The 25,992-nt window shown below is 72.6% G+C and carries 18 protein-coding genes; 10 read left to right on the top strand and 8 right to left on the bottom strand.

Annotated elements, in window-relative coordinates:
• Positions 1–98 precede the first annotated feature (98 nt).
• Both IH26_RS0120130 and IH26_RS0120120 read left to right on the top strand, forming a co-directional pair.
• The gene (locus IH26_RS0120130; protein ID WP_030437763.1) at positions 99–1,208 is read left to right on the top strand and encodes a glycoside hydrolase family 12 protein; all 1,110 of its coding nucleotides are present in this window, start codon (positions 99–101) and stop codon (positions 1,206–1,208) included.
• Positions 1,209–1,500: 292 nt separating this feature from the next.
• Positions 1,501–3,189, top strand: coding sequence for a glycoside hydrolase family 6 protein (locus tag IH26_RS0120120; RefSeq protein ID WP_342668292.1), 1,689 nt, complete (start codon positions 1,501–1,503; stop codon positions 3,187–3,189).
• A gap of 204 nt (positions 3,190–3,393) precedes the next feature.
• Here the strand turns inward: IH26_RS0120120 and IH26_RS0120110 are convergent, their stop codons facing one another.
• The 5 genes from IH26_RS0120110 to IH26_RS0120090 form a co-directional block, all read right to left on the bottom strand.
• A complete protein-coding gene (locus IH26_RS0120110; protein WP_030437760.1) occupies positions 3,394–3,861 on the bottom strand; it encodes a MarR family winged helix-turn-helix transcriptional regulator in 468 nt (155 codons plus the stop codon).
• Complete coding sequence (locus IH26_RS0120105) at positions 3,858–4,349, bottom strand: cytidine/deoxycytidylate deaminase family protein (protein WP_051808311.1); 492 nt, start codon at positions 4,347–4,349, stop codon at positions 3,858–3,860. Before IH26_RS0120105 ends, IH26_RS0120110 begins: the two co-directional genes overlap by 4 nt.
• A 5-nt stretch (positions 4,350–4,354) precedes the next feature.
• A complete protein-coding gene (locus IH26_RS0120100) occupies positions 4,355–5,008 on the bottom strand; it encodes a GTP cyclohydrolase II (RefSeq protein WP_030437758.1) in 654 nt (217 codons plus the stop codon).
• A 197-nt stretch (positions 5,009–5,205) separates the two neighbouring features.
• On the bottom strand, positions 5,206–6,060 hold the full coding sequence (locus tag IH26_RS0120095) for a hypothetical protein (RefSeq protein ID WP_030437757.1): 855 nt from the start codon (positions 6,058–6,060) through the stop codon (positions 5,206–5,208).
• Between the two features lie 11 nt (positions 6,061–6,071).
• On the bottom strand, positions 6,072–6,572 hold the full coding sequence (locus IH26_RS0120090; protein WP_034215688.1) for an RNA polymerase sigma factor: 501 nt from the start codon (positions 6,570–6,572) through the stop codon (positions 6,072–6,074).
• Between the two features lie 191 nt (positions 6,573–6,763).
• Between IH26_RS0120090 and IH26_RS61330 the strand changes: the two genes are divergently transcribed.
• Positions 6,764–6,910, top strand: coding sequence for a hypothetical protein (locus IH26_RS61330; RefSeq protein ID WP_169789772.1), 147 nt, complete (start codon positions 6,764–6,766; stop codon positions 6,908–6,910).
• 206 nt (positions 6,911–7,116) lie between these two features.
• On the opposite strand, the gene IH26_RS0120075 is transcribed toward IH26_RS61330, so the two are convergent.
• The gene (locus IH26_RS0120075) at positions 7,117–7,326 is read right to left on the bottom strand and encodes a hypothetical protein (protein WP_030437755.1); all 210 of its coding nucleotides are present in this window, start codon (positions 7,324–7,326) and stop codon (positions 7,117–7,119) included.
• Between the two features lie 190 nt (positions 7,327–7,516).
• Positions 7,517–9,334, bottom strand: coding sequence for a glycoside hydrolase family 15 protein (locus IH26_RS0120070; protein ID WP_030437754.1), 1,818 nt, complete (start codon positions 9,332–9,334; stop codon positions 7,517–7,519).
• Between the two features lie 318 nt (positions 9,335–9,652).
• Between IH26_RS0120070 and IH26_RS0120065 the strand changes: the two genes are divergently transcribed.
• The 7 genes from IH26_RS0120065 (at position 9,653) to IH26_RS0120035 (ending at position 23,208) form a co-directional block, all read left to right on the top strand.
• Positions 9,653–10,609 carry an AAA family ATPase gene (locus tag IH26_RS0120065; protein WP_030437753.1) on the top strand — a complete coding sequence of 319 codons (957 nt, stop codon included), beginning with the start codon at positions 9,653–9,655 and terminating at the stop codon, positions 10,607–10,609.
• 11 nt (positions 10,610–10,620) lie between these two features.
• A complete protein-coding gene (locus IH26_RS0120060) occupies positions 10,621–11,754 on the top strand; it encodes a DUF58 domain-containing protein (protein ID WP_051808310.1) in 1,134 nt (377 codons plus the stop codon).
• Positions 11,751–14,030 (top strand): transglutaminase TgpA family protein, encoded by a 2,280-nt coding sequence (locus IH26_RS0120055; RefSeq protein ID WP_030437751.1) that lies wholly within the window; start codon positions 11,751–11,753, stop codon positions 14,028–14,030. Before IH26_RS0120060 ends, IH26_RS0120055 begins: the two co-directional genes overlap by 4 nt.
• An 88-nt stretch (positions 14,031–14,118) precedes the next feature.
• Positions 14,119–16,707, top strand: coding sequence for a right-handed parallel beta-helix repeat-containing protein (locus IH26_RS0120050; RefSeq protein WP_030437750.1), 2,589 nt, complete (start codon positions 14,119–14,121; stop codon positions 16,705–16,707).
• On the top strand, positions 16,698–17,528 hold the full coding sequence (locus IH26_RS0120045) for a hypothetical protein (protein WP_030437749.1): 831 nt from the start codon (positions 16,698–16,700) through the stop codon (positions 17,526–17,528). The genes IH26_RS0120050 and IH26_RS0120045 overlap by 10 nt, the downstream gene beginning before the upstream one ends.
• The gene (locus IH26_RS0120040) at positions 17,525–20,890 is read left to right on the top strand and encodes a S16 family serine protease (protein WP_030437748.1); all 3,366 of its coding nucleotides are present in this window, start codon (positions 17,525–17,527) and stop codon (positions 20,888–20,890) included. The genes IH26_RS0120045 and IH26_RS0120040 overlap by 4 nt, the downstream gene beginning before the upstream one ends.
• A complete protein-coding gene (locus IH26_RS0120035) occupies positions 20,887–23,208 on the top strand; it encodes a tetratricopeptide repeat protein (protein ID WP_030437747.1) in 2,322 nt (773 codons plus the stop codon). The genes IH26_RS0120040 and IH26_RS0120035 overlap by 4 nt, the downstream gene beginning before the upstream one ends.
• A gap of 71 nt (positions 23,209–23,279) precedes the next feature.
• Here the strand turns inward: IH26_RS0120035 and IH26_RS0120030 are convergent, their stop codons facing one another.
• Entirely contained in the window at positions 23,280–25,961 is a 2,682-nt protein-coding gene (locus tag IH26_RS0120030; RefSeq protein ID WP_211268699.1) for a carbohydrate-binding protein, read from the bottom strand.
• Between the last annotated feature and the right edge of the window lie 31 nt (positions 25,962–25,992).

The raw sequence follows: 25,992 nt of genomic DNA, 5'->3' as shown, positions 1-25,992 counted from the left end.
CAGCCTCCTAGCTGTGGAAACGTGATGGGGCATCCAGCCCGAATCGGAAGCGATTCCGCGATCCGCGCTGTCCACCGGCGCGACCGTAGGAGGAATCCATGAGACGACTGTCCGGCGTGCTCGCCGCGACGCTCCTGGCGCTCGCCGCGGCGGTCACCGCGCCGCCGGCGTACGCCGATTCCCAGATCTGCAGTCAGTACGGGTCGACCACCGTCCAGGGCGGCAAGTACATCGTGCAGAACAACGTCTGGGGTGACTCGACGACCCAGTGCATCAACGTGACCGACAATGGCTTCACGGTCACGTCCGCCGTCCACAACCTGCCGCAGAACGGCGCACCGGCCGCCTATCCGTCGATCTACGCCGGGTGCCACTACGGCAATTGCAGCTCGGGTAGCGGCCTGCCGATGGCGGTCGGCGACAGCCGGTTCGGGACGCTCTCGACGAGCGTGAGCATGTCGTACCCGAACAACGGCAGCGTGTACGACGCGTCGTACGACATCTGGTTCGACCCGACCGCCCGCACCGACGGACAGAACACCGGGGCCGAGCTGATGGTGTGGCTCAACCACACCGGCTCCGTGCACGCCGCCGGCGCCAAGGTCGGCACGGCCTCCATCGCGGGCGCGACCTGGGACGTCTGGTACGGCAACTCGGGCTGGAACGTCGTTTCGTACGTCCGGCAGAGCCCGGTCCCGTCGATCAGCTTCACCGTCGCGTCCTTCTACCAGGACATGGTCAACCGCGGGTACGCGCAGCGGTCGTGGTATCTGACCAGCGTGCAGGCCGGGTTCGAGCCGTGGGTCAACGGCACCGGCCTCGCGGTCACCGGCTTCTCGTACAGCCTCAACGGCGGCGGGACCGGCGGCGGCGGGACCGGTGGCGGGGCGACCGCCTGCCGGGTCAGCTACACGAAGTCGGAGTGGCCCGGCGGCTTCACCGGCAACGTCACCGTCGCCAACACCGGGACGAGCGCCGTCAACGGCTGGAATCTGGCCTTCGCGTTCCCCGGCGACCAGCACATCACCAACGCCTGGAGCGCCGCCGTCAGCCAGAACGGCAACGCGGTGACGGCCACGAACGCCGGCTACAACGGCACGATCGCGCCCGGCGGCACCGCGTCGTTCGGCTTCCAGGGCACCTGGACCGCCAACGACAGCAACCCCAGCGCGTTCCGGCTCAACGGAACGGCGTGCGCAAGCGGCTGACCGAGCCGCATCTGTCGTCCCGGCCGGCGTTGTGCTCGCGGTGGCTCCCGAGCACGCCGGCCGGGAACCCACGTTCGCGCCGGACCGTCCACCGGTTCTCCGGTTCCGCGTTGCCGGCCGCCGCCGCGACGTACCGGCGCGGTCGATTGCCCACCTGCTGGCGAGTCGTACCGGCGTCGCCCAGCACCGATGTGTGCCGAGGGGTATTCCGCGGCACGGAAGGAGCATGATGAGAGCGCAACGACGGCGCCGAGCGGTAGCGGCGGGCGCCGCTCTGGTGATCGGATGCGGCGTGGGTGCCGCGTCGGTCTTCGCCGCCAACGCCGCGCAGGCGGCGGGCCAACTCGACAACCCGTACGCCGGGGCGACGGTCTACGTGAACCCGGAGTGGGCGGCGAACGCCACCGCGGACGGCGGTGCCGCCATTGCCAACCAGCCCACCTTCGTGTGGATGGACCACATGGGCGCGATCGCCGGCGACGGGGGCAGGATGGGCCTGGCGGCCCACCTGGACGACGCGATCGCCAAGGGCGACAACCTGGTTCAGCTCGTCATCTACGACCTGCCCAACCGCGACTGCGCCGCGCTCGCCTCGAACGGTGAGATCCCGTCGGGCGGCTTGTCGACGTACGAGACGAAGTTCATCGACCCGATCGTGACCATCCTCAAGACGCCGAAGTACGCGAACCTGCGGGTCGTCAACGTGATCGAGCCGGACTCGCTGCCCAACCTGGTGACGAACGCCGACCAGCAGGCCACCTCGACCGACGCCTGCCGCAAGGCCAAGTCGACCGGCGAGTACCTCCAGGGCGTCGGGTACGCGCTGGCCCAGCTCGGCGCGCTGCCCAACGTGTACAACTACGTCGACGCCGGACACCACGGCTGGCTGGGGTGGGACACCAACTTCCAGCCCTTCGGCCAGATCGCCCACCAGGCGGCGACCGCCAACGGGGCCACGGTGAACGACGTGGCCGGCTTCATCACCAACACGGCGAACTACAGCCCGCTGGTCGAGCCGAATTTCAAGGTGACCGACTCGGTCAACGGCACGACCGTTCGCCAGTCGAAGTGGGTCGACTGGAACTACTACGTCGACGAGCAGTCGTTCGCGCCCGCGTTGCGCGACATGCTGGTCTCGACCGCCGGCTTCAACCCGGGCATCGGCATGCTGGTCGACACCAGCCGCGACGGCTGGGGCGGCGCGGCCCGCCCGACCGCGCCCGGGCCGATGACCAGCGTGGACGCGTACGTGAACGGGGGGCGCGTGGACCGGCGTCCGCATGCCGGCGACTGGTGCAACCAGAACGGCGCGGGCATCGGTGAGCGGCCGAGGCCGGTGGGATCCGGCGGCATCGACGCGTACGTCTGGGTGAAGCCGCCGGGGGAGTCCGACGGTGACAGCCACGACCAGATGTGCGACCCCAGTTACGGCGGCAACGCGCAGAACGGCAACAACCCGACCAACGCGCTGTCCGGCGCGCCGCGGGCCGGCCAGTGGTTCTCCGCCGAGTTCCGGATGCTGCTGCAGAACGCCTACCCGCCGATCGGCGGCGGTCCTACGCCGTCCGGCCCCACCTCCAGCCCGACCTCCAGCCCGACCTCCAGCCCGACCTCCAGCCCGACCTCCAGCCCGACCTCCAGCCCGACCTCCAGCCCGACGCCGAGCAGCGGCGGTGGGCAGCGCAGTTGCGCGGCCACGTATGCCGTGCAGAGCGATTGGGGCGCCGGCTTCGTGGCCGGCGTGACCGTGCGGAACACCGGCACGGCGGCGACGAACGGCTGGAAGGTGACCTGGACCTTCGGCGCCAACCAGCAGATCACCAGTAGCTGGAGCGCGACCGTCAACCAGTCCGGCACGGCCGTGACCGCCACCAACGCCGGCTGGAACGGCAGCCTCGGCGCGGGTGCCACCACCCAGTTCGGCTTCCAGGCCACCGGTGCCGGCGGAACCGCACCTACCGTCACCTGCGTCGCCAGTTAGCCGGAGCCCATCCCGCCGGCGGGCCACCCGGCCCGCCGGCGTACTCCCCGCGGTGCGGATTCGCGAACCGCGGGCGGCTACGCGGATTCGCGGACGATGACCTGCGCCGGCTCGACCGTCGACGCCGCGGACGCTCTCGGCCTGGGCGATCGGATCGGTTCCCGCACTCCCGGCCTGCTCCGCGAGGCCGGCACCTCCGCCGTCTCAGGCGTCGGCGCCGGGCGGCAGGAGTTTGGCGGCGATCTCGCGTAGATGGGTGACGTCCTCGTCGGTGAGGCGGTCGAAGACGAGGCGGCGCACCTCGCTGACGTGGCCGGGCGCCGCGGCGCGCAGGGCGGCCATGCCCTCGTCGGTGAGCTCGGCGATCTGGCCGCGTTTGTCGCTCGGGCAGGGATAGCGCCGGATCCAGCCGCGCTGCTCGAGGGCGGTGACCGCGTGCGAGAGCCGGGTGGTGGTGGTGCCGGACCCGCGGGCGAGCTGGGTCATCCGCATGGCCCGGCCCGGCCGGCCGCTGAGCGTGGCCAGGATCATGTAGTACGCGTGCGGGAGGCCGGCGTCCTCGCGCAGCTGCTGGTCCAGGGCGGTGGGCAGGACCATCAGCACCTGGACGAGGTTCATCCAGGCGTCCATCTCGGTGCTGCTGAGCCACCGCGGGGCTGGTGCGTCGGTCACTCGGTCATGATCCCTTCCCCGGCGGAGCGGACGAGCAGATGGGCGTTGATCTCGCGGACCCGGTCACCCAGGGCGGTGTGCTCGACCACGTCGACCCCGGCCCGGCGCAGGGTTGCGACGCCGTCGCAGTCGGCGAACAGGGCGGGCTCGCGCAGGGCGAGCACGACCCGGTGGAGGCCGGCCGCCACGATCAGCCGGGCGCACGGGACCGGCCGGGAGCGGCGGACCGTGCAGGGCTCCATCGAGGTGTAGATCGTGGCGCCGGGCCGGCCGGCGAGCTTGGCCAGCGCGGCCTCCTCGGCGTGGTAGGCCGGATCGGTTTCGCCGGTGTAGCCGGTGGCCAGCAGGGTGCCGCTTCCGTCGACGATGACGGCTCCCACGGCGTAGTGCGTGCGCGAGGGCGGCGACAGCCGGGACAGGTCGATCGCGGCGCTCAGCCAGTGCTGGTCCACGTCGGACAGCATCGTCGCGGGCAGTGGCAGCGTCATGGCGATCAGCCGGCCAGCGGCAGGGCGATGGTGTGGTGGGTGTGCGTGACCTTGGTGGACAGGTAGCGGGCGTTGGCGCCGGACAGGTGCACCCCGGTCGGGATCCGGTCGGTGACCTGCACGCCCAGCGCGTCGAGCTGGATCGCCTTGTCCGGGTTGTTGCTCAGCAGCCGGATCCGGTCGGCGCCCAGCGCGAGGAGCATCTGCGCCGCCGCGGTGTAGTCCCGCTCGTCCTCGCCGTACCCGAGAGCGAGATTCGCCTCGTACGTGTCGAGCCCGGCGTCCTGCAGCGCGTAGGCGTCGAGCTTGGCGTAGAGGCCGATGCCCCGGCCCTCCTGCCGCAGGTAGAGCAGGAACCCGCCGGTGTCGGTGATCCGCTCGGCCGCCTCGCGCAACTGCGGGCCGCAGTCGCACCGCTGGGAGCCGAACACGTCCCCGGTCAGGCACTCGCTGTGCGGGCGCACCAGCGGCCCGGCGGCGTCGAGCAGTGCCGATCGCCAGTCGCCCAGGCCCAGCGCCAGGTGCTCGCGGCCGTCGGCCAGCCCGCCGAAGGTGAACACCTCAGCGGTGGTCGCATAGCCGTCCGCGAACCGCAGCGGCACCATCATCTGCGTGCGTACCCGTGCGGCCGGAACCGTGAGCGAAGGCGTGATCGTCATGCCGACCTCCTAAGTAGTTGAACTTTCACCAATCAGCATGGTGGGCCGATGTTGAATCATCAACAACTCTTGGCGTGGGCTGCGTCACCAGAGGCGGGTGGCTCCCGAAGAAACGGTTCGCAGCCGAATTCCTTCCCCAGGCCATCGCCGGCTGAGCCCCCGCGCCAGGGGCGCGGGGGCCGTCCTCGCCCATCCGGTCAGTCGTGCTGCGGCTTGCCGTCCTTCGAGACCCACATCGCCACGACGTTGCCGGGCAGCGGCGCCACGTCGTACACGATCCAGGTGTCCAGCACCGCGGGGGCGGGGACCGGCAGCGACTTGCCGATCCAGACGCCGTGCCCGGCGGAATGCGAGACGGTGACCCGGTAGCTGGGGGTCTGGCCGTGCGCGGCGAGCTCCCGGCGCGCGTCGGCGACCTTCTGGCCGATCAGCGCGTGCAGTTGCGCCTTCTGCGCGGGGGCGAGGATCGGCGCGTCACCCTCGACCGTCTCGCCGGGCCGCGGGGTGCGGCCGAAGACGATGTTGGCGTGCCCCCGATAGTCGAGCGGGACCTGGACGCCGACGCCGCAGGCGCCGTTGGCCGTGCAGTCACCGGGCGCCTCGATCAGCTTGATCCCGGGCCCGGACTCCTCCTGGAAGATCACCCGGCCGACGTTGCCGGGCTCGGCGGCGGCCAGCGACAGGTCGATGTCGAGGCCGTGCGCCGCCAGCTCCGCGCGGTAGCGCTGTGGGTCGGCGGCCGGGTCCAGGATGCGGATGTCGAGGTACCTCGCGCCGGCGGTGAACCGCAGAGCGGTGGCGCGGGCCGGGGCGGGCCCGCCGGGGGTGGAGTCGGGCAGCCAGACGCTCGCGGCGACGACGGCGGCGGCCACGCCGGTCACCAGGGCGCCGCCGACGGCCAGGCGCGGGCCCCACCGGCGGCGGGCGGCCGGCGGCGGCGCCGACGTGATGCGGCGCAGCAGGTCGTCGGCGGCCGGGCCGGTCGGGTCGGCCGCGGCGTGCGGGATGTCGAGCTCGGGCGACAGGAGCTGGATCATGTGGTCGGGTTCCATGGTTGTCCCCACTATTTCGTCAACGAGGGCGAGCGCAGCGCGCCGGCGAAACGGGCCCGGGCGCGGTGCAGGCGGATGCGGGCGGCGTTGGCCGAGCAGTCGAGCGCCACGGCCAGCTCCTCGGCGGACAGGCCCTCCCAGGCGACCAGGCGCAGCAGCTCCTGGTCGGCGGCGTTGAGGGTGGCGAACGCGGACGCGATGCCGGCGGGCGCCTCGGGCGCGGTGACGGTGGCGCCGCTCAGCTCGTGGCGGAGCCGGGCGGCGAGGTCGGTGTCGCGGCGTTCGGCGCGGTGCTGATTGGCCAGCACGTTGCGGGCCACCCCGAACAGCCAGGGGCGGGCGCTGCCGGCCGGGATGTCGCCGAACCGCCGCCACGCGACCAGGAACGTGTCCGCCACCACGTCGGCGGCGGTCTCCGGCCGTCCGGTGCGGCGCAGGGCGTACCGCAACAGGTCCTCGTAGCAGGCCCGGTAGAGGCTTTCGAAGAGGGCGGGGTCGGGTGCGCGTGCCAAGGTCGCTCCTTCGATCGGTGATGCCGGGCGGCTCCCCGCGCGGCATCACGTACATGTCGGCCGCCGCGCCGTCATTTCATCGAAACCCATCGAGAGTGGCGTGCAGGTCAGGATTGGGAGAGGACGGCATGGGGTACCCGGGTTGAGCGGTCGGAATCGCCGCAACGAGAACGGAGCTGACCATGCTGATAGTGGGCCTTATTCTCCTGTTGATCGGCATATTTCTCCACGTGCCGGTCCTGTACACGATCGGCATCATCGTGCTGATCGTCGGCGCGGTGCTCTGGATCCTGGGCGCGGTCGGCCGTCCGATCGGCGGCCGAAAGTACTGGTACTGATCCTTCGCACGGCTCCTATGTGGGGGGCCGGCCCCGCTGCGGTGCGAGAAGCGGGGCGGCCCCCGCCCGGGCTCGGCGAGGTGCCGAACCTCAGGCGGATCCCTCCGGTAGCAGCGCGTTGACCAGGATGGACAACGGCCCGACGAGGTCGCCCTCGGTGGCGGTCGCGAGTACACCCACAGCGACCACAACATCATCGCGGGCGGCTACCTGGCGCTGTTGATCGGCCGCACGGGGACCGCCGAGCGGAGCAGCGTCATCCCCAGCGAGGCCGCGAGGACCATCTGGGCCCGGAGGAGGACCTGCTCGTCGTCCGCCGAGCCGGCCGCCGTGGCCAGGTGTTCGCTCAGCGACCGCAGGATCGAGGCCCGGATGCCGTCGACGCGCTCGTCGCCGGAGGACCGGAGCGTCAGCATCAGGGCCTCCTGGGCGGCCGGCCGGTCTGTTCCTGCTGCCCACCGTCGTGATGATGGTGGTGTTCGGACCGCTCGCGGGGATGCTCGACCGCCGGTTCGGCCCAAGGTCCCGATGGTCCTCGGCGTTCCCCAGGAGCCGGCCGGGGTGCGTCCCCTCGCGGGTGATGCCGCTCCGTTCTGAGCCGCGGCGTCAGCGCCCGGTCGCCCGGGTGCGCTGCTCGCCGGCGCCGGCCGAGGTGCGGGTGGTCGTTCCGCTCAGCAACCGGGCCGAGTTCACCAGGCCGACCAGGCTGAACGCCTGCGGGGTGTTGCCGAGCTGGCGCCCGCCGGTCGGGTCGTACTCCTCGGACAGCATGCCGACGTCGTTGCGCAGGGCGAGCAGCCGCTCGAACAGCCGCTCGGCGTCGGCCCGCCGGCCGATCGCGTGCAGGGCGTCCACCAGCCAGAACGTGCAGGCCAGAAACGCGCCCTCGGTGCCGGGCAGGCCGTCGACGTGGTCGTGTTCGGGCTGGTAACGCCGCAGCAGACCGGCGTGGCTCAGCTCCCGCTCGACCGCCTCGACCGTGCCGGCCACGCGGGAGTCGGTGGCGGGCAGGAAGCCGACCCGCGGGATGAGCAGCAGGGCGGCGTCCAGCCCGGTCGAGCCGTACGACTGGGTGAAGGTGTTGCGGTCCGCGTCGAATCCCTTCTCGCACACCTCGGCGTGGATCTCGTCGCGGATGCGGCGCCACCGCTCGGCCGGGCCGTCGAGCCGGTGGCGCTGCACCGCGGTCACCGCGCGGTCGAAGCCGGCCCAGGCCATCACCTTCGAATGGACGAACTGGCGCGGGTCGCCGCGGACCTCCCAGAGGCTGTTGTCCGGCCGGCGCCAGTTGCCCTCGAGGTAGTCCAGCAGCGCCTTCTGCAGGTCCCAGGCGGCATCGGTGGTGGAGATGCCGGCCTCGCGGGACAGGTGCAGGCCGTCGAGGACCTCGCCCCACACGTCCAGCTGGAACTGCCCGGCGGCGGCGTTGCCGACCCGGACCGGGCCCGAGCCCTGATATCCCTCGATCCAGTCGAGCGTGTACTCGGGCAGCCGGCGGGTGCCGTCCACGCCGTACATGATCTGCAGGTCGGCCGGATCCCCGGCGACCGCGCGCAGCAGCCACTCGCGCCAGGCTCTTGCCTCGGCGACGTAGCCGGTGCCCAGCAGCGCCTGCAGGGTGAAGGTGGCGTCGCGCAGCCAGCAGTACCGGTAGTCCCAGTTCCGCGGGCCGCCGATCTGCTCGGGCAGCGACGTGGTGGCCGCCGCCAGGATGCCGCCGGTCGGTGCGTACGTCAGGGCCTTCAGCAACAGCAGCGAGCGCCGCACCGCCTCGGGCCACCGGCCGTCGTAGTCGCACCGCGAGATCCAGTCCTGCCAGTAGCGTTCCGTGTCGGCCAGGGCCGCTTCCGGGTCGACCGCCTCGGGCCGGGGCAGGTGCGAGACCTGGTGGGTCAGCACGAACGGCACCCGCTCCCCGGCCCGTACGGTGAAATCCGAGATCGTGGTGCGGTCCCGGCCGTGCAGGGGTGCCGGGGTACGCAGCCAGACCGCGTCCGGGCCGGCGATCGCGCCCAGGTCGGGGCCCTGCCGCCGGACCCAGGGCACGACCCGGCCGTAGTCGAATCGCAGCACGAGATCCATGTGCATCGGCACCGCGCCGGACACCCCCACCACGATGCGGACGACGTCGGCGGCCTCCCCGCGCGGCGGCATGAAGTCGACGACCCGGACGGTGCCCTCCGCGGTCCGCCACTCGGTCTCCAGCACCAGCGTGTCGCCGCGGTAGCCCCGGCCGGTGGCCGCACCGGCGCCGGCCGGGGCGATCCGCCAGTGCCCGGCGGACTCGTCGCCCAGCAGGGCCGCGAAGCAGGCGGTCGAGTCGAACCGGGGCAGGCACAGCCAGTCGATCGACCCGTGCCGGCTCACCAGCGCGGCCGACTGCCGGTCGCCGATCAGTGCGTAGTCCTCGATGTGCCCGGGCATGCCCTCGCCTTTCCGGTACTCCGGTCGCTTTACCCGCCGCGCCGGTGCGGAAACGGTGGCTCCCGATGCCTGGCAGTCGGCCTGCGCCCGAGCCTCTGCGGCTGCGGAACCTGGCCACCGGGTGGCGGCTCGACGGCCCCGGCTTGCCGGCGCGCCGAGCCGCGGCGGCATCGTCGGAGAATTCCGTCTGCCGATCAATCGCTTGAAGTAAATCTTCGATGGGCATCCGATCATACTGCCCAATTCGTCCGAACGGCTGGACCGGTCCGAGTGTCCCCGTGGTGGAATGAGCTGTTGTGACCGGATCGTGGAGCATCGATGCCATTGTCATTGATCCAATTCGCGGATCGCTTCCAGGCGCTGCACGGCAACATCACTCGAGTTATCCACGGGAAGCCGGACGTCATCAGAATGGCACTCACCTGCCTCTTCGCGCAAGGGCACCTGCTCATCGAAGACGTTCCGGGAGTGGCCAAGACCTCGCTCGCCAAGGCGATCGCGGCCTCGGTGGCCGGCAGCGAATTCCGCCGCATCCAATTCACGCCGGACCTGTTGCCGTCCGATGTGACGGGTGTCGACGTGTTCAATCCGGACCGTCGTGAATTCGAATTCCGGCCCGGCCCGGTATTCGCCAACGTCCTGCTCGGCGACGAGATCAATCGTGCCTCGCCCCGGACCCAGTCGGCACTCCTGCAGGTCATGGCCGAGGGCGAGGTCACGGTCGGACTACGCACCTATCAGGTGGTGCAGCCGTTCTTCTGCATCGCCACGCAGAACCCGTCGGATCACCACGGCACATATCCCTTGCCCGAATCGCAGCTGGACAGGTTCCTCATGCGCATCTCGGTCGGCTATCCCCAGCACCACGATGAGATGGCGGTGGTCGAGCAGGCCGTGGCCGGCCCTCGGCTCGGGCAGCTCCCGACGGTGCTGCGGATCGGCGAGCTCACCGCCATGCGCGCCGCCGTCCGGCAGGTCGAGGTCGGCGCCGCGCTGCGCGACTACGTCGTCCGGGTGGCCGCGGCCACCCGGACCGACGACAAGCTCCGACTCGGCGTGAGTCCCCGCGGGACCATCGCGCTCGCCGTCGGCGCCCAGGTGATCGCCGCGACTCAGGGCCGGCCCTTCGCCACCGCCGAGGACGTGCGGGTAGTCGCCGTTCCGGTGCTCCTGCATCGCCTGCTGCCCAAACCCGAGGTCGCCATGCCGGATGCCGAATGGGAGAAGCGCCTGGTCGACCTGCTCGACGCCGTACCCACGCCGCCACGGCGCTGATCGGTGTGCCCGTGAGACTCACACGTTCCGGCCGGGCGCTCGCCGCCGCGGGGATTCTGCTGATCGCCGTCGGCGTGGCGCTGGACTACCCGGAGGCCGTCGCGCTCGGCGCGGGCGCGGGCGGGTGGTGCCTCATCGCCGTCGGGTGGGTCGCCATTCGTCCGGCGCTGCGCGCCGACCGCACCGTGCCGATCCCCCGCGTGACCGAGGGGGAGCCGGTGGGCTGCGTCCTGGTCGCGCACAACGCGGGGCGCCGCCGCAGCCCGGAGCTGCAGATCACCGAGGAGGCGGCCGGCCGCGTCCTGCAGTTGCGGCTGCCCACCGTGCCGCCCGGGTCGACCTCCCGGTTCCGGTACGACCTGCCGGAGCTGAAGCGGGGTGTCTATCGCCTTCCGCCGCTGAGCATCGACCGCATCGACCCGGCCCGGCTGGCCCGCGGCCGGGTGGCGACCGGGTCCGGAACCACGCTCTACGTCCATCCGGCGTTCCACCGGCTGTCCCGGCTCGCCGACGTCCACCAGTTCAGCAGCGACGGGCAGACGACCCGGCCCGCCGGTGGCGGCACCGCGTTCTACGGCCTGCGGGACTACGTGACCGGCGACGACCGGCGCCTGATCCACTGGCCGACCTCGGCCCGGGCCGGCCACCTGGTGGTCCGGGAGATCAGCCTGCCCGACGCCACGCGCTACCTCGTGGCGCTCGACACCCGGCGTGCCGCATACACGACCGACTCCTTCGAGGAGGCGGTCCGCATCGCCGCATCGCTGTCCGTGGCGGTGGTGCGGCTGGGCGGCCGCCTCGAGCTGATGACGACCGGTGGCGGGCTCTCGCTGCCCGTCTCCACACCGCGGCGGAACGCGCCGATCGCGCCCGCGCTCGACCTCCTGGCGGGCGCCGGCCTGACCGACACGACGATGCCGATCCGTCCCGGACCGACCGGCGACGCGTTCGGCGCCGCACTGATCGTCGGCGACCTCCCCGATGAGACGCTGACCGGGCTCGCCGGTCCCCTGCTGGCGGCCGGTCCGGCCGTCGTGGTCCGGGTCGGTTCCGCCGCCCCGGGCGCGGCCGCGCTGCCGGGTCTCCGGACGTTGACCGTGCGGACGAGCGCCGAGTTCGCCGAGCGCTTTCGAGGGTTCTCGTGACCAGCGGCCGATGGCCGCCCGGCCGGTTCGTCGAGCTGACCGGCTGCCTTGCCGGCCTGGCCGCGTCGCTGGCGGTGTACCGGGACTTCTTCGACACCGGCGCGTTCCGGTGGCCCGCCTCCGGCGCCGCGCTGGGTGCGGTGGCCATCGCGGTCGTCGCCGCCGCGCGCGACGTGCGACGCGTTGTCGCCGTCGCGCTGCACTGCACCGCCTTCGCTCTCCTGGCCGCGACAACCGCGCTGCGGGCCACGCTCCACGGCGGGCTCCCCACCGCGCGTACCGCCTCGGACCTGGTCTGGGGTGTCGCGACCGGCTGGGCGGACATGCTGTCGATCAGCCTTCCGGCGCCGGCCGCCGGACGGCCCTTGGTCGCCGTCCTGTTCCTGACGTGGCTGGCCGCCGCCATCTCGGTGGCGCTGCTGCCGCGCCCGTCCGGGCCGTTCGGGCCGGCACTGCCGCCGCTGGTGGCCTTCGGGGTGGCGCTGGTGATGACCGCCAGCCAGCGTTCGGTCCATCTCGCCGAATCGGCCGTGCTGATGGCCGGGCTGGCGATCGCGGTCATCGCCCGGGCCCGGGGCCGGAGCCGAGCCGTCCGGGCGGAGAGCCGCGCCCTCGCGGCCGACCAGGCGGGCCGGCGGTCGTCCGCGGCGATGCGCCCGGCCGCGGCCGGCTACGTCGTGGCGGCCCTGGGCCTGGCCGCCGCGCTGCCCTTCGCGGTGAGCCGGGCGGACGGGGACGGGGAGCGCCGAGCCGATCCGCGCCCGCTGCGCGCGGCGCCGCTGTCGGTGCCGGAGACGATCACGCCGCTGAGTGCCGTCCGGGCGCAGCTCATCGAGGACCCGCCGCGCGTGCTGTTCGACGTCGACCCGCTGCCCGGTGCCGACCTGCGCGGGCTCGTCGGCATCCGTACGGCGGCGCTCGATCGCTTCGACGGCAATCTCTGGACGACCGATCAGGACTTCCTGGCCGCCGGGGAACGGCTCAAGCGCGACCCGGACCTGACCCACCAGCGGGTGGCGTCGGCCCGGCTGACGATCGAGCAGCCGATCGGCCCGTTCCTGCCGGTCATCGGCTGGCCGCAGCGGATCAGCTTCGCCGGCGGCCCGCCGGCCGCGATCGGCTTCAGCCCGGAGTCCGGGGGAGTGGTCACCACCCCCGAGCTTCCGGCCGGAGCGACCTACGAGGTGACCGGCGGGTACCTGGCCGTACCGGACCTCACCCCCGCCGCCCGTCCGGCCCGGGCCGGTGACGACGCGGCGTACCGATCCGTGCCGGCCGGGCTTCCGCCGCTGATCGCGGCGCTGGTCCATCAGATCACCGACGGCCGGAGCGGCGCGCTCGGCAAGCTCACGGCGTTGAGCGACTACCTGCGGGAATTGCCGTACAACGTCGACACGCCGCCCGGTCACTCCTACGCGGCGATCAGTCGCATGCTGTCCACCGATGCCGGCGCGGCCGGCGAAGGATTCGCGGAGCAGCACGCGGCCGCCTTCGCCGTCATGGCGAGACTGCTCGGCTACCCGGCCCGGGTCGCCGTCGGTTACCGCCTGCCCGCGACGCCGGCCGGCCGGGTCCAGGTCACCACCCGCGACGCCCACGCGTGGGCCGAGGTCGAATTCGAGCGCTCCGGGTGGGTCGCCTTCGACCCGACCGATCCGGCCAACCACAAGCCGCGGCGGATCAGCCCGATACCGCCGACGCCCACCCCGTCGGCGGCACCGGCCGGCGGATCGGCGGCGAAGCCGCCGGCGCCGGCGACCACACCGACGCCCCATTCGTGCGGCAAACCGGGCGCCGGCGACTGTTCGCGTCCCTTCGACTGGGCACGCGTCATCCGCGTCGCGCTCGTCGCCGTCGGCGCCGCGATCGCCGCAACGCCGATCGGGGTCGCCGTGGCCCGCGCCGTACGCCGCGGTCGACGACGCCGTTCCGGAACGCCGGCCGCGCGGATCGTCGGCGCCTGGAGGGAGGCGGTCGAACTGCCGGCCGTGCGCCGGCGGTCGATCCCGCCCGGGCGGACACCCGAGGCGATGGCGCGCAACGTACCGGCGCTGGCCCCGCTCAGCTCGCTCGTCACCACGGCGGTGTACTGCCCGCGGCTCCTCGCCCCCGGCGACCCGCAGCAGGCCTGGACGCTGGAGGCGGCCGTGCGCCGGCGCCTGTACCCCGGGCGCCGCCGCGTCCTGCGCTGGCTCGACCAGCTCAATCCGGTGCCGCTGCGGTCCGGCGCCGGGCGACGCGGCAGACAGGAAGCGGCCGGCGATGTATCGGCGTAGTCGGGGGCTCCCCGCGAGATGGGCACGGTTTCGCCAGTCGCGAGCCGTACCCGCGCTCGCCGTCGCCGCACTCGCCGGCGGGCTTCTCGTGCTGGGCCTCCAGCACGCCGCGCCGCCCGCGCATCCACGCTTCACCAGCGGCAGCGCGTGGCTGGCATCGCGGGCCGTCGGCGAGGTCACCCTGGTCGACGGAGTCTCCGCCGCCGCCGTCGCCAGCGTCCGGGTGGGCGCGGCCAACGCGCCGTTCACCGAGGTACAGGCCGCCGCCGACGGCTACGTCGTCGGATCGGGCGGATCGGAGCTCGTCGGCGTGAACGCCGCGACGCTGGCCAAGAAGACCTTCCGGCTGCCGCCCGCCGCGCGCGACACGGTGCTGTTCCCGCTCGCCGCGGGGCTGCTCGCCGCCGACGCCGGGACGAAGACGGTGCGCATGTTCGATGCGACCACGATTCAGGCGGTCGGCCGGGCGATCGGCCTGCCCGGGCCGAATTTCGTGTTCGCCGGCGTCGGCTCATCGCTCTGGGCGGCCGACCCGGACAGCGGAGCCGTGCTGGCCATCGACGCGACGGCGAACGGCCCGGTCAAGCGGGTGAGCCGCCGGATGCCCGGCACCGCCGGTCACGACATCGCCCTGACCTCGACCGGCGACGAGGCGGTCCTCCTGAACCCCGGCGACCACGCCGTCACCTGGCTGTCCAGATCGGACGGCCGGGTGACGGCGACGATGGCGACACCGCTGCGGGCCGGCGACCTCGCCACCGGCGTCGGCTGGCGCTCCAGCGTCCTGATCGTGCAGCACGACTCCGGCACGTTGTACGCGTGTGAGAGGCACCGGAGCGGATGCGACCGCGGCATCCCGGTCGCGCCGGCCGGGTCCCAGCTCGGCGTGCCCGTCGCGATCGACCACTATGCGTTCGTCCCGGACTACGGGGCCGACGCCGTCTGGATCACCGACCTCGCCACCGGCCAGGTGACGCGCTCCCAGCCGCTGTTCGGCCAGCCGATCCGCTTCGAACTGCTGGCCCGCGCGGGCCTCGTCTTCGTCAACGACCCGGAGAGCGAGAACGCGGCGATGGTGGCCGCCGACGGATCGGTCCGCCGGCTCATCAAGTACGAGCCCCCGCCGGCGCCGGCCGTGTCGCACACGCCGAGCGCCCGGCCGAGCCGGTCCGCCTCGCCGACCCCCGTTCCCAGCCGCTCGCCGACCCCGTCCGGGAAGGGCTCCGGCACCGTGGGGAGTTCGCCCGGAACCGGCCCCGGCACCGCGGCGAGCTCGCCCGGAACGGGCTCCGGCGGCGTCCCGAGCTCGTCGCCCACCGTGCTGCCGCCGGGCCGGATCGACGCCATCCGGGTGCAGCCGGTCACGCCCGAGGCGGGGCAGCCGGCCACCATCAGCGCCGAGGTCAGCGGCACGCGGCCGGATACCTGGGCGTGGACCGTCACCGACGAGAGCGGCCGCCAGGAGGCCGCCGACGCACCGGAGACCTTCACCCACACCTTCGCGGCTCCGGGGCGCTACGCGGTGAAGCTCACGATCGGCGGGCCCGCGGGGACGGACTCACAAGCGGAGACCGTCACCGTCATCCCGGCCTCGCCGCCGGTCCACTGCGGCGACGTGATCAAGGTGAGCGTGGTGCTGCACCAGGACCTCGACTGCACGGGCAGCGGGTTGACCATCGGCGCCCCCGACATCGTCTTCGACCTCGACACGCACACCATCACGGGCGGATTCCTGACGGCGACGGATCACGCCGACATCACCGTCCGGAACGGTACGGTCGGGGCGGCGATCACGTTCACCAGGTCGCCGTTCAGCACCTTCAGCGACCTGTACGTGCGGAACGCGGAGTTCGAGGTGCGCTCCAGCGACAACGTACAGATCCTGCACTCGCGGCTCGAGAACGTCACGTACAAGGCGGGTGCGTCCGTCGACATGCTCCTGTCGGGCGTCACGGTGACCAACGGAAGATTCATATTCGGGCAGCCACAGGGCGGAACGCCCGGCCTTGTCGTGAGTGACTGCCATTTCACTGATTCTGTCGTCGGCTTCAGCACCGCAACGAACATTTCCGTCAATCGAGTGTCCTTCCTGCGCAGCGGGATTTCCCTGATCGAGTCGGGCCCGATGACGTTCCGCGACAACACGGTTGTCGCCTCGCCGTTGAATCTGGACGTCCAGTCGGGCGGGGCAACCATCAGTCACAACCAGTTCCGCGACGCCGACTCGGCGATCGTGCTCGGGGTCAGATCGACGAGCGCGACGATCGACGACAACACCTTCACGAACAACGGGATCGGCATCGGCTTGGCGGAACGCGCCGACACACCCATCGATGGCCTGAACATCGTGAACAACGTGTTCGAGTCGAACAGGGCCGCCGGAATCTATCTCGACGCGACCGCGATCGTCCCCGGCGGCCCGATGATGCTGATCGGCGGAAACCACCTGATCGGCAACGGCCGCCGGTCGAACGGGAGGACCGACTCGCTCGGGCGGCCGGTGAACGACGGCGTGCACCTCGTCGTACCCGCGAACTCGGGCCTGGTCCTGCGGAACAACGAGACCAGGGACAACGCGGACTACGGCATCGAGGCGGGCACCGGCACCGTCACCGACGGGGGCGGCAACACCTCTCGCAACAACCCATCGGGATGCTCAGGAGTGAGATGCGGATGACCGGTGACCGGGCACGATCGCTGACGCTGCTGCGGGACGCGCTCCAGCTGCTGCAGAGCCGGGACATCGGCGCCAAGCCGACCGAGGACCGGGCCCGGAGCGGGACGCTCGAGGTGCGGGCCACCGTCTCGGCGGAGCCCGGCGGCACGCTCCGGCTCGGTTGCGCCGTCGTCACGCTCGGCGCCGTGCCGCCGCACGACCTCGCCGGCGCGACCATCGGTGTGCGCATCGGACCCTCGCGGTTCTGTCTCGGCGTCCTCGACCGCACCAACGCCTGCGAGATTCCGGGCGTGCTGGCCGGCGGCTGGTGGTTCACCGTCGACGACCGGCCCGGGACGGCGGTGCCGTTGCCGCTTCCCGATCCCGAACACTCCTTCGCCGCCGACCACGATGCGAGCGAGGGGGAACTGCTGCGCGCCGTCACGCCGGGGCGGCGGACACTGCTGGTGCTCCGCCGGACCGCCGCCGGCGAGCATCGACTGGAGATCGGCAGCGGCGCCGCCGCCGACTGGCGGATCGTCGCGGTGCGGTATTCGCGTACCGACCGGCACGAGGCGGTCCGGATCGTGCCGTTCCCGCCGTCACCGATCCTGAGCAGCGCCATCCTGCGCCTCGACGACTTCGACGTCCGAGGCGCCTGGGAGGTCCAGGAGGATCTGCCGCCGGAGGATCTGGCGCGGGTGCCGCCGCGGCAACTCGCCGATTCCGTCGCGGCCGCGCTCTCGTCCGGCACGCGGCGTGCGTGGTCCCGGCTCCTCCCGCGCCTGAGTGAGGAGCAGCGGCACGAGGCCGAGCGGGAACTCGAGGGCGGCCGGCCATGACGACCGTCCGGCCGGTGGAGTCCGGCCGTCCGCGCGAGCGGGCTGCCCTCGCCCACCTCGACAAGGCGCTGGCCGGCCTTGCCGGATTCGACCTTGCCCTGGGCACCGCGACGCCCGAGGAGCTCTATACACAGCTGGTGACGGGCCTCTGGTGGGAGGCCTGCGCCGAGGCGAGCGAGAGCGATCCGGCGCGCGTCCGGCGCTGGTCCGACGGCCTCGACGAGCGCCTCGAGGCCGTCCTGACCGACCACGCGTCGCTGGCCTCGCGGCCCCAGGACGTGATCGAGGCGGCGCGCGCGGTGGCGTCCGTCGCCGTCCTCGCGATCCCCGCCGGGGGCGTCGTCACCGACGACGACCGGGCACGTGCGCGCCGGACGATCGCGGCCCGCTGGTCGGCGGCCGGAGTTCTCCGGCCCGAGCCATCGGGGCCCGCCGGCACGGCCGGCACGGCGTTCGCCGATCTGGCCGCGAGCCTCATGGCGGGGTCGGCGCACCCGGGCGGCCGGCACAGCGGAATCCGGCTGCTGTTCGACAACACCTCGGCCGATCGGACCGGCCGGACCGGCAGCCTCGAGGTCCGGCGCCTGCCGGGCGGTCCCCCGGGACTGTTCCCCGACCCGGCGACGATGGGCTTCGTCTATGCCGACACCGCGTTCCAGCGCTCCATCGCCGAAGCGTGGGCCTACGCCACCCGCGGCACGGCGGCGCCGCCGTGCGTGCTGTGGAGCGTCAGCCAGGAGGGGGACCGAGCCACACCGATCATGGGCAGTTCGCTGGGCGCCGCGTTCGCCGTCGCGCTGTGCGAGGTCGTCGAACGGCGATGGGTGTACGGCCTGCGGCCGATCCGGCTGCTCGGGGCCTTCCGTACGGAATGCGCGGTCACCGGAGCCGTGACGACGCGCGGCCGAATCCTGAAGGTGGGCGGCCTCACCGGCAAGCTCGAGGCCGCCGACCGCCGCGGATGGCGTGTTCTCGCGCCCGCGGACAACTTCCCCAGGGGCCGCGACGCCGATCGGAACGTCGTACCCGTGGCGACCGTTCGCCAAGCACGCCAACGAGTCCGGCGCTGGGTCCCGCGCCGCGTGGCCGCCGCTGCCGCCGCCGCGGTGCTCGTCGCGGGGATCGCGGTCACGGCGCAGTTGCTGAACTCCGCGACACAGCAGCGGGACGCCCAGGAGCGCATGAATGTGGCCCAGCAACTCCTGGCACGGTCCAACGAGATCCGGGAGGACGACCCGACCACCGCGATCCGGCTGAGTCTCGCCGCCGCCGACATCGAGAACACCGCCCAGACACGATCCGCGCTGATCGACCAACTGACGGCCGGCCACGCCGCCGTCACCCGCGGCACCGGCGACAGCGCGGTGTACGCGGTGAGCGACGGCGCCGGGACCACCGCGATGACTGCGATGACCGCGAACGATCGCGGCGCGGCCCTGTGGGACCTCCACGATCCCTACCGTCCGGCGCAGGTCGCCGACCTGTGGACGTACGACCGCAACCGGACGATTCCCGGCGATCCCGCAACCGGCGCGACGATCGGCAACTACGGGAAGACGGTGCTCGTCGCGGCACCCGGTGAGGACGGCGGTGCCGTCAAGATCTGGGACACGACCGTGCCCACCCAGCCGAGGATGACGTTGGCCTGGCGACCCTGCATATCGCCGGAACTCGTCACGATGACCCGGTTCGCGGCCATCGCGCTGGTGGTGTGCGCCGACGGCACGATCGCGCTGTGGAACGTCGAGGACCGGGCCGGCCCGAAGCCGCTCGGTGCGCTCGCCCACGGGGTTCGCGGCGTGCACGCCGTCGCCCTCGACTACACCGGCGGCGCCGCTCTGGTCGCCGCCGACGGGGGAGCGGCGCTGTACCGGCTGACCTACACGCCGAGGCTCGATCCGGCGTCTCGCACCCCGGTTTGGCGCACGCACGTCCCGGCGTACGCGGCCGCGCTCACCTCCGACGGTTGGACTGCCCTGGTGGGCGAGGCGAACGGCGTCGCCCGGCTGGAGCGGCCGCGCGCCGAGTCCGGGGTGGAGTTCCCGTTGCGGATCGACGGCCGGACGGGAACCTCACGCGCGGTTGCCGTGCTCGCCGACGGAAAGACCGTGATCGTCGGCGGCGACGACAACAGCGCGGTGATCTGGCGATGGTCCGGCATTCGCCGCGACTACGCGCCGGCCGCGATGCTGACGCACCTGCCGGACGTCGTGACATCGGTCGCGTTGACGGAGGACGGCGCGACGGCCATCGTCGGCGGCGCGGACGGCGGCCTGCGTTTCTGGCCGATCGGCGACCCGCCCCGGTACAGCCGCATGGCGGACCTGACGGGCTTCACCGGGCCGGTCAGCCAGGTCGGCGCGCCGGGCACGGGCGGCCTGGCCGCCACCGTCGCGGACGGCGCCGCGGAGCTGTGGGATCTGACCGACCCGGGCCGGCCCCGGCGGGTCGGTGGCCTGCACCCGGACCACGGCGACATCATCCAGGTCGCGCTGCGGGCCGATCCCGCCCTGGCGGTGACCGCCGATACGGGCGGGGTCGTCACCGGGTGGGATCTGAGCCGCCCCGCCGCGCCGAGGAAGGTCTGGGCCCAAGCGAGCTCGTCACCCGTCCGCACGTTCGACCTGTCGGCGGACGGCCGGCTCCTGGCCGCGGGAGCCCAGGACGGCCGCGTGACACTGTTCGATCTCTCCGACCCGACCCAGTGGCGCGAGGTGACGGCGTTCTCCGTCGGTCACCAGGCGGCAACCCGGATCGCCCTCGACCGGTTCGGGAAGTTCGTCGCGATCGGCACCGAGGGCGGTGCCGCCGCGATCTGGAGCCTGGCGGATCCACGGCATCCGCGTCCGGCCGGCTCGCTTCCGGCGGCCGACGGGCGGCCGGTGGCGTTGGCCGTCAACCCGCGGAGCACGGTGCTCGTCCGCGCCGGTGAACGCGACCCGGCTCCGGGCCAGTACGAGCTCGACGGCACCGCGACACCGAAGCCGGTCCGGACGCTGACCGAACACGTCGGGCCGGTCACGGCCGTCGCCTACAACGAGGACGGCACGATGCTGGCCGTCGCGAGCCAGGACAGCACCGTCGACATCTGGAGCATCGCCGATCCGTACAACCCGAGCCTGATCTCCGTCCTCACCGGGCACACCGCCCCCGTCCTCTCCGTCGCCTTCGGTGGCGACGGCGGCACCGTATTGACCGGTGGTGCGGACCGGCTCGGCATCCTCTGGGACGTGTCGGCGCTCAGTGCCATCACCGCGGACCCACGCCGAGCCGCGTGCGATCGCGTCGGAAGGGCGCTGTCGCCGGACGATTGGGCGCACGATCCGACCAGGGTGTTGCCCTATGTGGATGGTTGCGCATGAAGCAGCCGGATCCGCGGCTTCTGGTGGCGGTGGCGTTGACGACCGCCGTTCCCTTTGTCGCCGGTATCGTCACCAACGTCGTGACCTCCCACTGGAGCCCGATCGGCGTCGTCGGCCTGATCGCCGTGGGCGGGGCCTCCACCGCCGCCGCGGTGTGGTCGGCCCACCTCCAGGGCGCCGGCGCCACGGACCTCGAGACCATCGCGAACGCCCCCGCCATCTCCTCGGCCGAGCCGCCGCGGGACCTGCTGCCCCGGGCCGTGCGGGGCCGGGACGAGCTGACCGGGGAACTCACCGGCCTGGTGCGGGCGCCGGACGGGCGCGCCCACGTTCTCGCCGGCCTGGGCGGATGCGGCAAGACCGCCATCGCGCTCGCGGTCGCCGACCGGACCGTCGCCTCCGGGTCGCGCGCTTGGTGGCTGGATGCGCGCAACCCGGAGGCCCTGGCCTCGTCGCTGGCCGGCCTCGCCGTCGATCTCGGCATCGACGAGAGTGCCGGTGCGGCCGGCCCGGCCGCGCTGATCCCGGTGATTCGCCGGCACCTCGACGCGCTCGCCGGCGGCTGGCTGCTCGTGATCGACGACGCCGAGCAGCCCGGGCCGTTGCGGGAGTCCGGTGCGCTCAACGGATCCGAGCACGGTCTGGTCCTGGTCACGACGCGGATCGGCGCGGACGACGCGTGGGGCGAGCGCGCCACCGTGCACCGCATCGAGGAGCTGAGCCGGGAAGTCGCCGGGCAGATCCTCGTCGATGTGGCCGGCCCGGACGCCGGCGACGCCGAACAGGCGGAGGCACTCGCGGGCGTGCTCGGCCGGTTGCCGCTCGCGCTGGTCACCGCGGGACGGTTCCTCAATTCGGCGTCCGCACCGCTGACCGCCACCACGACGTTCGACGCGTACCGTGCCGCACTGTACGACCGGTTCCCCGAGTTCATGGACGACCCGGCCACCGCCGGCGGACGTGGCAACACGGTCATGGCAACGTGCGAGCTGTCGCTCGACCTGCTCGCGCGCCGCGGCCGGGTGCACGCGCGAACCGTGATGCGGCTCGTCGGCGGATTCGCGCCGGCTCCGCTTCCGGCCGACCTGCTCGAGTGGCCCGCGGTGCGCGGTACCCGGCTCTTCCGGACGAGGGTGCGGCCACTGAGGATCGGCCGAGTCGGATACGGCGCGGTCGCCCACTCCCGGACGCTGCGCGACCTGGTGGAAGTCGGCCTGCTCGCCCTGCAGCGCTCCACCGATTCGCACGATCGGGAGCTGCTCTGTGTCGTCGCGCATCCGATGGTCGTGCAGACCAACCGGTCGATCGCCGAGGGCCGGCCGCGGGTGTGGGCCCGCGTGACGGCGACGACCGTCCACCTGGTCTCGGCGGCAGCGCGGCGCCACGATCCGGAAGACCCCGGCGAGCTGATGTGGTGGGCGGCGATCGCACCGCACGTCATCGAGGTGCTGCGCCGCTCCGGACCGGATGCGGCCGGGCCGCACCGGCGTCGCCTCCGGCGCCTCGCCGAGGCGGCCCACCGCACGGCCCGGGCGCTGTTCGTCGGCGGACGGTACGCCGACAGCCACTGGGTGGCGCGGACCGGCCGACGGTACGTCCTGCGGCGGCTCGGCCTGACCCACGCGGCCACGCTGCGGCTGCACAACGATGTCGCCAACGCGACGTACGGCCTCGGCCGGCGCAACGCGGCGGAGCGCACCCACCGGTACGTTGCCGCGGTCCGCCGACGCCTCGCCGGACCCGGCGATGTGGAGACGCTGCGCAGCCAGAACAACCACGCCGCGGCGCTGCTCGGGATCGAGTCGTTCGCCGAGGCCCTGCTGGTCTGCGACGAGGCCCTGGCCGGCGCCGGCAGCCGGCCGGCGAGCCGGCCCGAACTGCTGCGCATCCGCCACCACCGGGTCACCGCCCTGGTCGGGCTCGGGCGGCTCGGCGATGCCGAGGACGAGGCGCGCCGGACCGTGCGGGAATACCAACGGCTGAGCGGGTACGAGACCGACGCGCTCCGCGCCCGGAGCGGCCTCGCCAACGTCCTGACCCGGCGCGGCGACCTCGCGTCGGCCGAGGCCGAGTATCGCCTGGTGCTGGCGGCGCAGGAGGGCCTGTGGCAACCCGAGCACCCCGACGCGCTGACGACGCGCAGCAACCTGGCGATCGTGCTGAGCCGGATGAACCGGCTCGAGGAGGCGGAGCGGGAGCACCGGACCGTGTACGACCTGCGCCGGCAGGTGCTCGGCCCGGCGCACCCGGACACGGCGCGAAGCCATGGATATCTCACCGACGTACGGGATCGGATCAAGCCGTCGTCACTGTCGTAATCGCAAATTGTGGACCTGCGTCACGCTCTGAGCGTGCCCGGCGCCGGGGTGCGGCGCCGGGCATCCGGGGTTCAGCGGCGCACGGTCGTCGGCGTTCCCACGACCGCCGGGGCGATCGTGATCTTGTCGATGTCGGGGGCGTAGGCGGTCGGGTTGCCGAAGACCAGGGAGCCGCCGGTGGTGGTCAGTGTGATCGGGATCGTGCGTTCGAGGAAGCTGTTCCACGCGTACGTGTACCGGAAGTAGCCGTACGCGGAGCCGCCGCCGGTTTCGGTGACCTCCAGGCGGCGGTCGACGACCTGGGGGTTGTACGGGTGGGCGCCGACCAGTTCGGCGTTGGCGTAGCTGACCGCGATGTCGTACAGGCCGGGCTGGTCGAAGCCGGGGCCGCGGGGCACCGTGAACGTGTTGGCCGCGCCGTTGCCGACGAAGCCGATTCCCCGGCCGCCGGAGGCGTTGCTGCCGGACGCGTCGGGGTAGGTGGTGACGACCGTGGCGCCCTGGCGAAGGGTGTCCTCCGCCTCGATGGTCGTCGCGGCGCCGTCCGATGCGGCGGCCCGCCGGGTGGTCAGCTGTTGCAGCAGCAGGCCGCGCGCGGAGCCGACCTCGATCTCGTTGATGCCCTGGCTCAGATGCACCCGCACGGTCGAGCGCCAGGAGCCGCCCCGGTTCGCGGAGACCTTGGCGACCGTACGCCCATTGACGGTGACATCGGCCGCCGTGGCCGAGAAGCTGCGGTAATCGAGGCTCAGGTCGTAATAGCCGGTGTCCCAGGCCTGGACGTACGCCTCGGCCTGCCCACCACCGCGGATCGCGGCATAGCCCCGGGCGAGCGGCACGTCGTAGGTGACGTGCGCGCCGCCGGAGTAGCGCAGCGTCGGGGCCGGGTACGCGGTCGGCTCCCCGTCGGTGACGTCGGTCAGCAGGAACTTGTCGAGCGTGATGTCGGAGTTCGGCAGCACGGTGGTTCCGTCCCGCGAAGCCCGCAGCGACAGCACGTGCTGCCCGGCGGTCAGCGCGACGGTCACCTCGGCGCTGCCCCGGTACTGCCACTTCTGGTACGAGGTCAGCGCAAGGTCGGCCCGGTACTGCACGGTGGCCGTGTCGACGCCGTCGACGAACAGCGCGTGCCGGCCGGGCGTGCCCGGTGTGCCGCCGATCACCTGGAACCGGTACTGGCCGGTGCGGGGGACGGTCACCGTCCAGTCCGCCTTGGAGGTGGGCCGGTTGAACGAGCCGACGTCGTTGCTGCCGGAGGCGAGGAACTTCCAGCCGCCGCCGCCCTGCGGGTCCTGGTAGTAGACGGTGGCGTCGGTCAGCGCGGTCTGCTCGGCCTCGATGCTGGTCGACCACACGGCGTTCGCGGTCAGCTCCCGGTCCTGCTGGGGAGTGATGATGACCTGGTACGCGGCGTACCGGTCGTAGGTCGGCACGTCGAAGGTGATCGGCCCGCGACCCAGCGGGATCCCGCGCAGCACCTTGACCACCGGCGGCGTACCGGAAACGCCCTCGGCGCCGGAGAGGGTGACCTGGCGGACCTCGACGTCGACCCGGTTGCCGAAGGTGCGGCGGTCGAGCCCGGACAGTTGCAGGGTCACCGGCTTGCTGCCGCCGCCGTAGAGGACGGTGGCCCGCTTGTTGCGCGCGTCGACGGCCGCGATGCCCTGCAGGGAGTCGACCGTGTCGAGGGCCGGCGGGGTGACCCGCACCGTGCGGCTGCCGGCCAGGTCGCCGTACCACTTGAACATCCACCAACCGGCGTTGGCCGCGTTGGCGCGGGCGCTGTTGTCGCTGAAGTTGCCGGCGTAGTTCCAGTACGCGGTCTGCCCGTCGACCTTCAGGTCCTCCATGATCGACAGCCACTGCACGAGCTGGCCGGGGGTGCCCATGTCGCGCAGCATGCCGAACTCGGTGATGTTGACCGGGATCGGGCCGACGCCGAGGTCCTTCTCCAGCTTCCGGTACGCGGTGACGTGCGAGCGGAACGTGCTCAGGTTGTCGATGCCGAGCTCGTGCCAGATGAACACGTCCGGCAGTACGTGGTTGGCCTTGGCGTAGGTGAGGATGTCGGCGGAGCGTTCCGGCTGCCAGTGGGTGTCGCCGGGGCCGCCGATCCGCGCGTGGCCGAGGCCGTGCCGGGCGTACACCGCCTGGATCGTCTGGTAGGCGGCGCTCCAGTCGGCGAGGAACTGGTCTTTCCGGCTGGCCCAATCCGGGTACCAGTTGCCGCCGTCGGGCTCGTTGAACGGGATGAAGACGTAGTTCTCCGGGTGCGCCGAGCGGGTGGCGACCGCCTCGGCGACGAACTGCACGACCTCCAGGTAGTCCCAGACGCCGTTCGGCTGCGCCGTGTAGGTGCCGTCGGCCTGGTTGTACGTGCGGGTGTCGCCGGGCCGCTTGCCGCCGTTGTACGCCCAGTCCGGGTAGTAGTCCTGGACGTAGATGTACATGTCCTTGCCGTACTTGTGGAAGAACCCGTTCTCGACCTTGAGCGCGTCGCCGCTGGGGTGCTGGGTGCCGTACGGGGCCTTCTGCGAGGTGTTGGTGAGGTGCGCGCCGTCGATCAGCGCCTGGGTGGGCGCCCCGTCGTCGCCGAGCCCGTAGAGGGTGCCGGTGGCGCCGCCCCGGAACGCGCCGGTGGTCTGCGCGAAGTCGACGCCCAGCGGGTCGGTGGCCGCGGCGGCGCCGGCCGGCAATGCCGAGGCGATGGTGGCGACCAGGATCCCGGCCGCCACCATCGCTACAAGCCTCACAACATGTCTCATCGGTTCTCCCTGCGGCACT

Source organism: Actinoplanes subtropicus (assembly GCF_000721705.1).
GTDB classification, from domain to species: domain Bacteria; phylum Actinomycetota; class Actinomycetes; order Mycobacteriales; family Micromonosporaceae; genus Actinoplanes; species Actinoplanes subtropicus.
This window is presented reverse-complemented; position numbering and strand designations above follow the sequence as displayed.

Bases quoted from the DNA above. Each gene is read 5' to 3' on its own strand.
- IH26_RS0120045 (WP_030437749.1), top strand. From the start codon at position 16,698: ATGCGGATGACCGGTGACCGGGCACGATCGCTGACGCTGCTGCGGGAC.
- IH26_RS0120100 (WP_030437758.1), bottom strand. From the start codon at position 5,008: ATGACGATCACGCCTTCGCTCACGGTTCCGGCCGCACGGGTACGCACG.
- IH26_RS0120040 (WP_030437748.1), top strand. From the start codon at position 17,525: ATGACGACCGTCCGGCCGGTGGAGTCCGGCCGTCCGCGCGAGCGGGCT.
- IH26_RS0120130 (WP_030437763.1), top strand. From the start codon at position 99: ATGAGACGACTGTCCGGCGTGCTCGCCGCGACGCTCCTGGCGCTCGCC.
- IH26_RS0120105 (WP_051808311.1), bottom strand. From the start codon at position 4,349: ATGACGCTGCCACTGCCCGCGACGATGCTGTCCGACGTGGACCAGCAC.
- IH26_RS0120095 (WP_030437757.1), bottom strand. From the start codon at position 6,060: ATGGAACCCGACCACATGATCCAGCTCCTGTCGCCCGAGCTCGACATC.
- IH26_RS0120070 (WP_030437754.1), bottom strand. From the start codon at position 9,334: ATGCCCGGGCACATCGAGGACTACGCACTGATCGGCGACCGGCAGTCG.
- IH26_RS0120035 (WP_030437747.1), top strand. From the start codon at position 20,887: ATGAAGCAGCCGGATCCGCGGCTTCTGGTGGCGGTGGCGTTGACGACC.
- IH26_RS0120075 (WP_030437755.1), bottom strand. From the start codon at position 7,326: ATGCTGACGCTCCGGTCCTCCGGCGACGAGCGCGTCGACGGCATCCGG.
- IH26_RS0120065 (WP_030437753.1), top strand. From the start codon at position 9,653: ATGCCATTGTCATTGATCCAATTCGCGGATCGCTTCCAGGCGCTGCAC.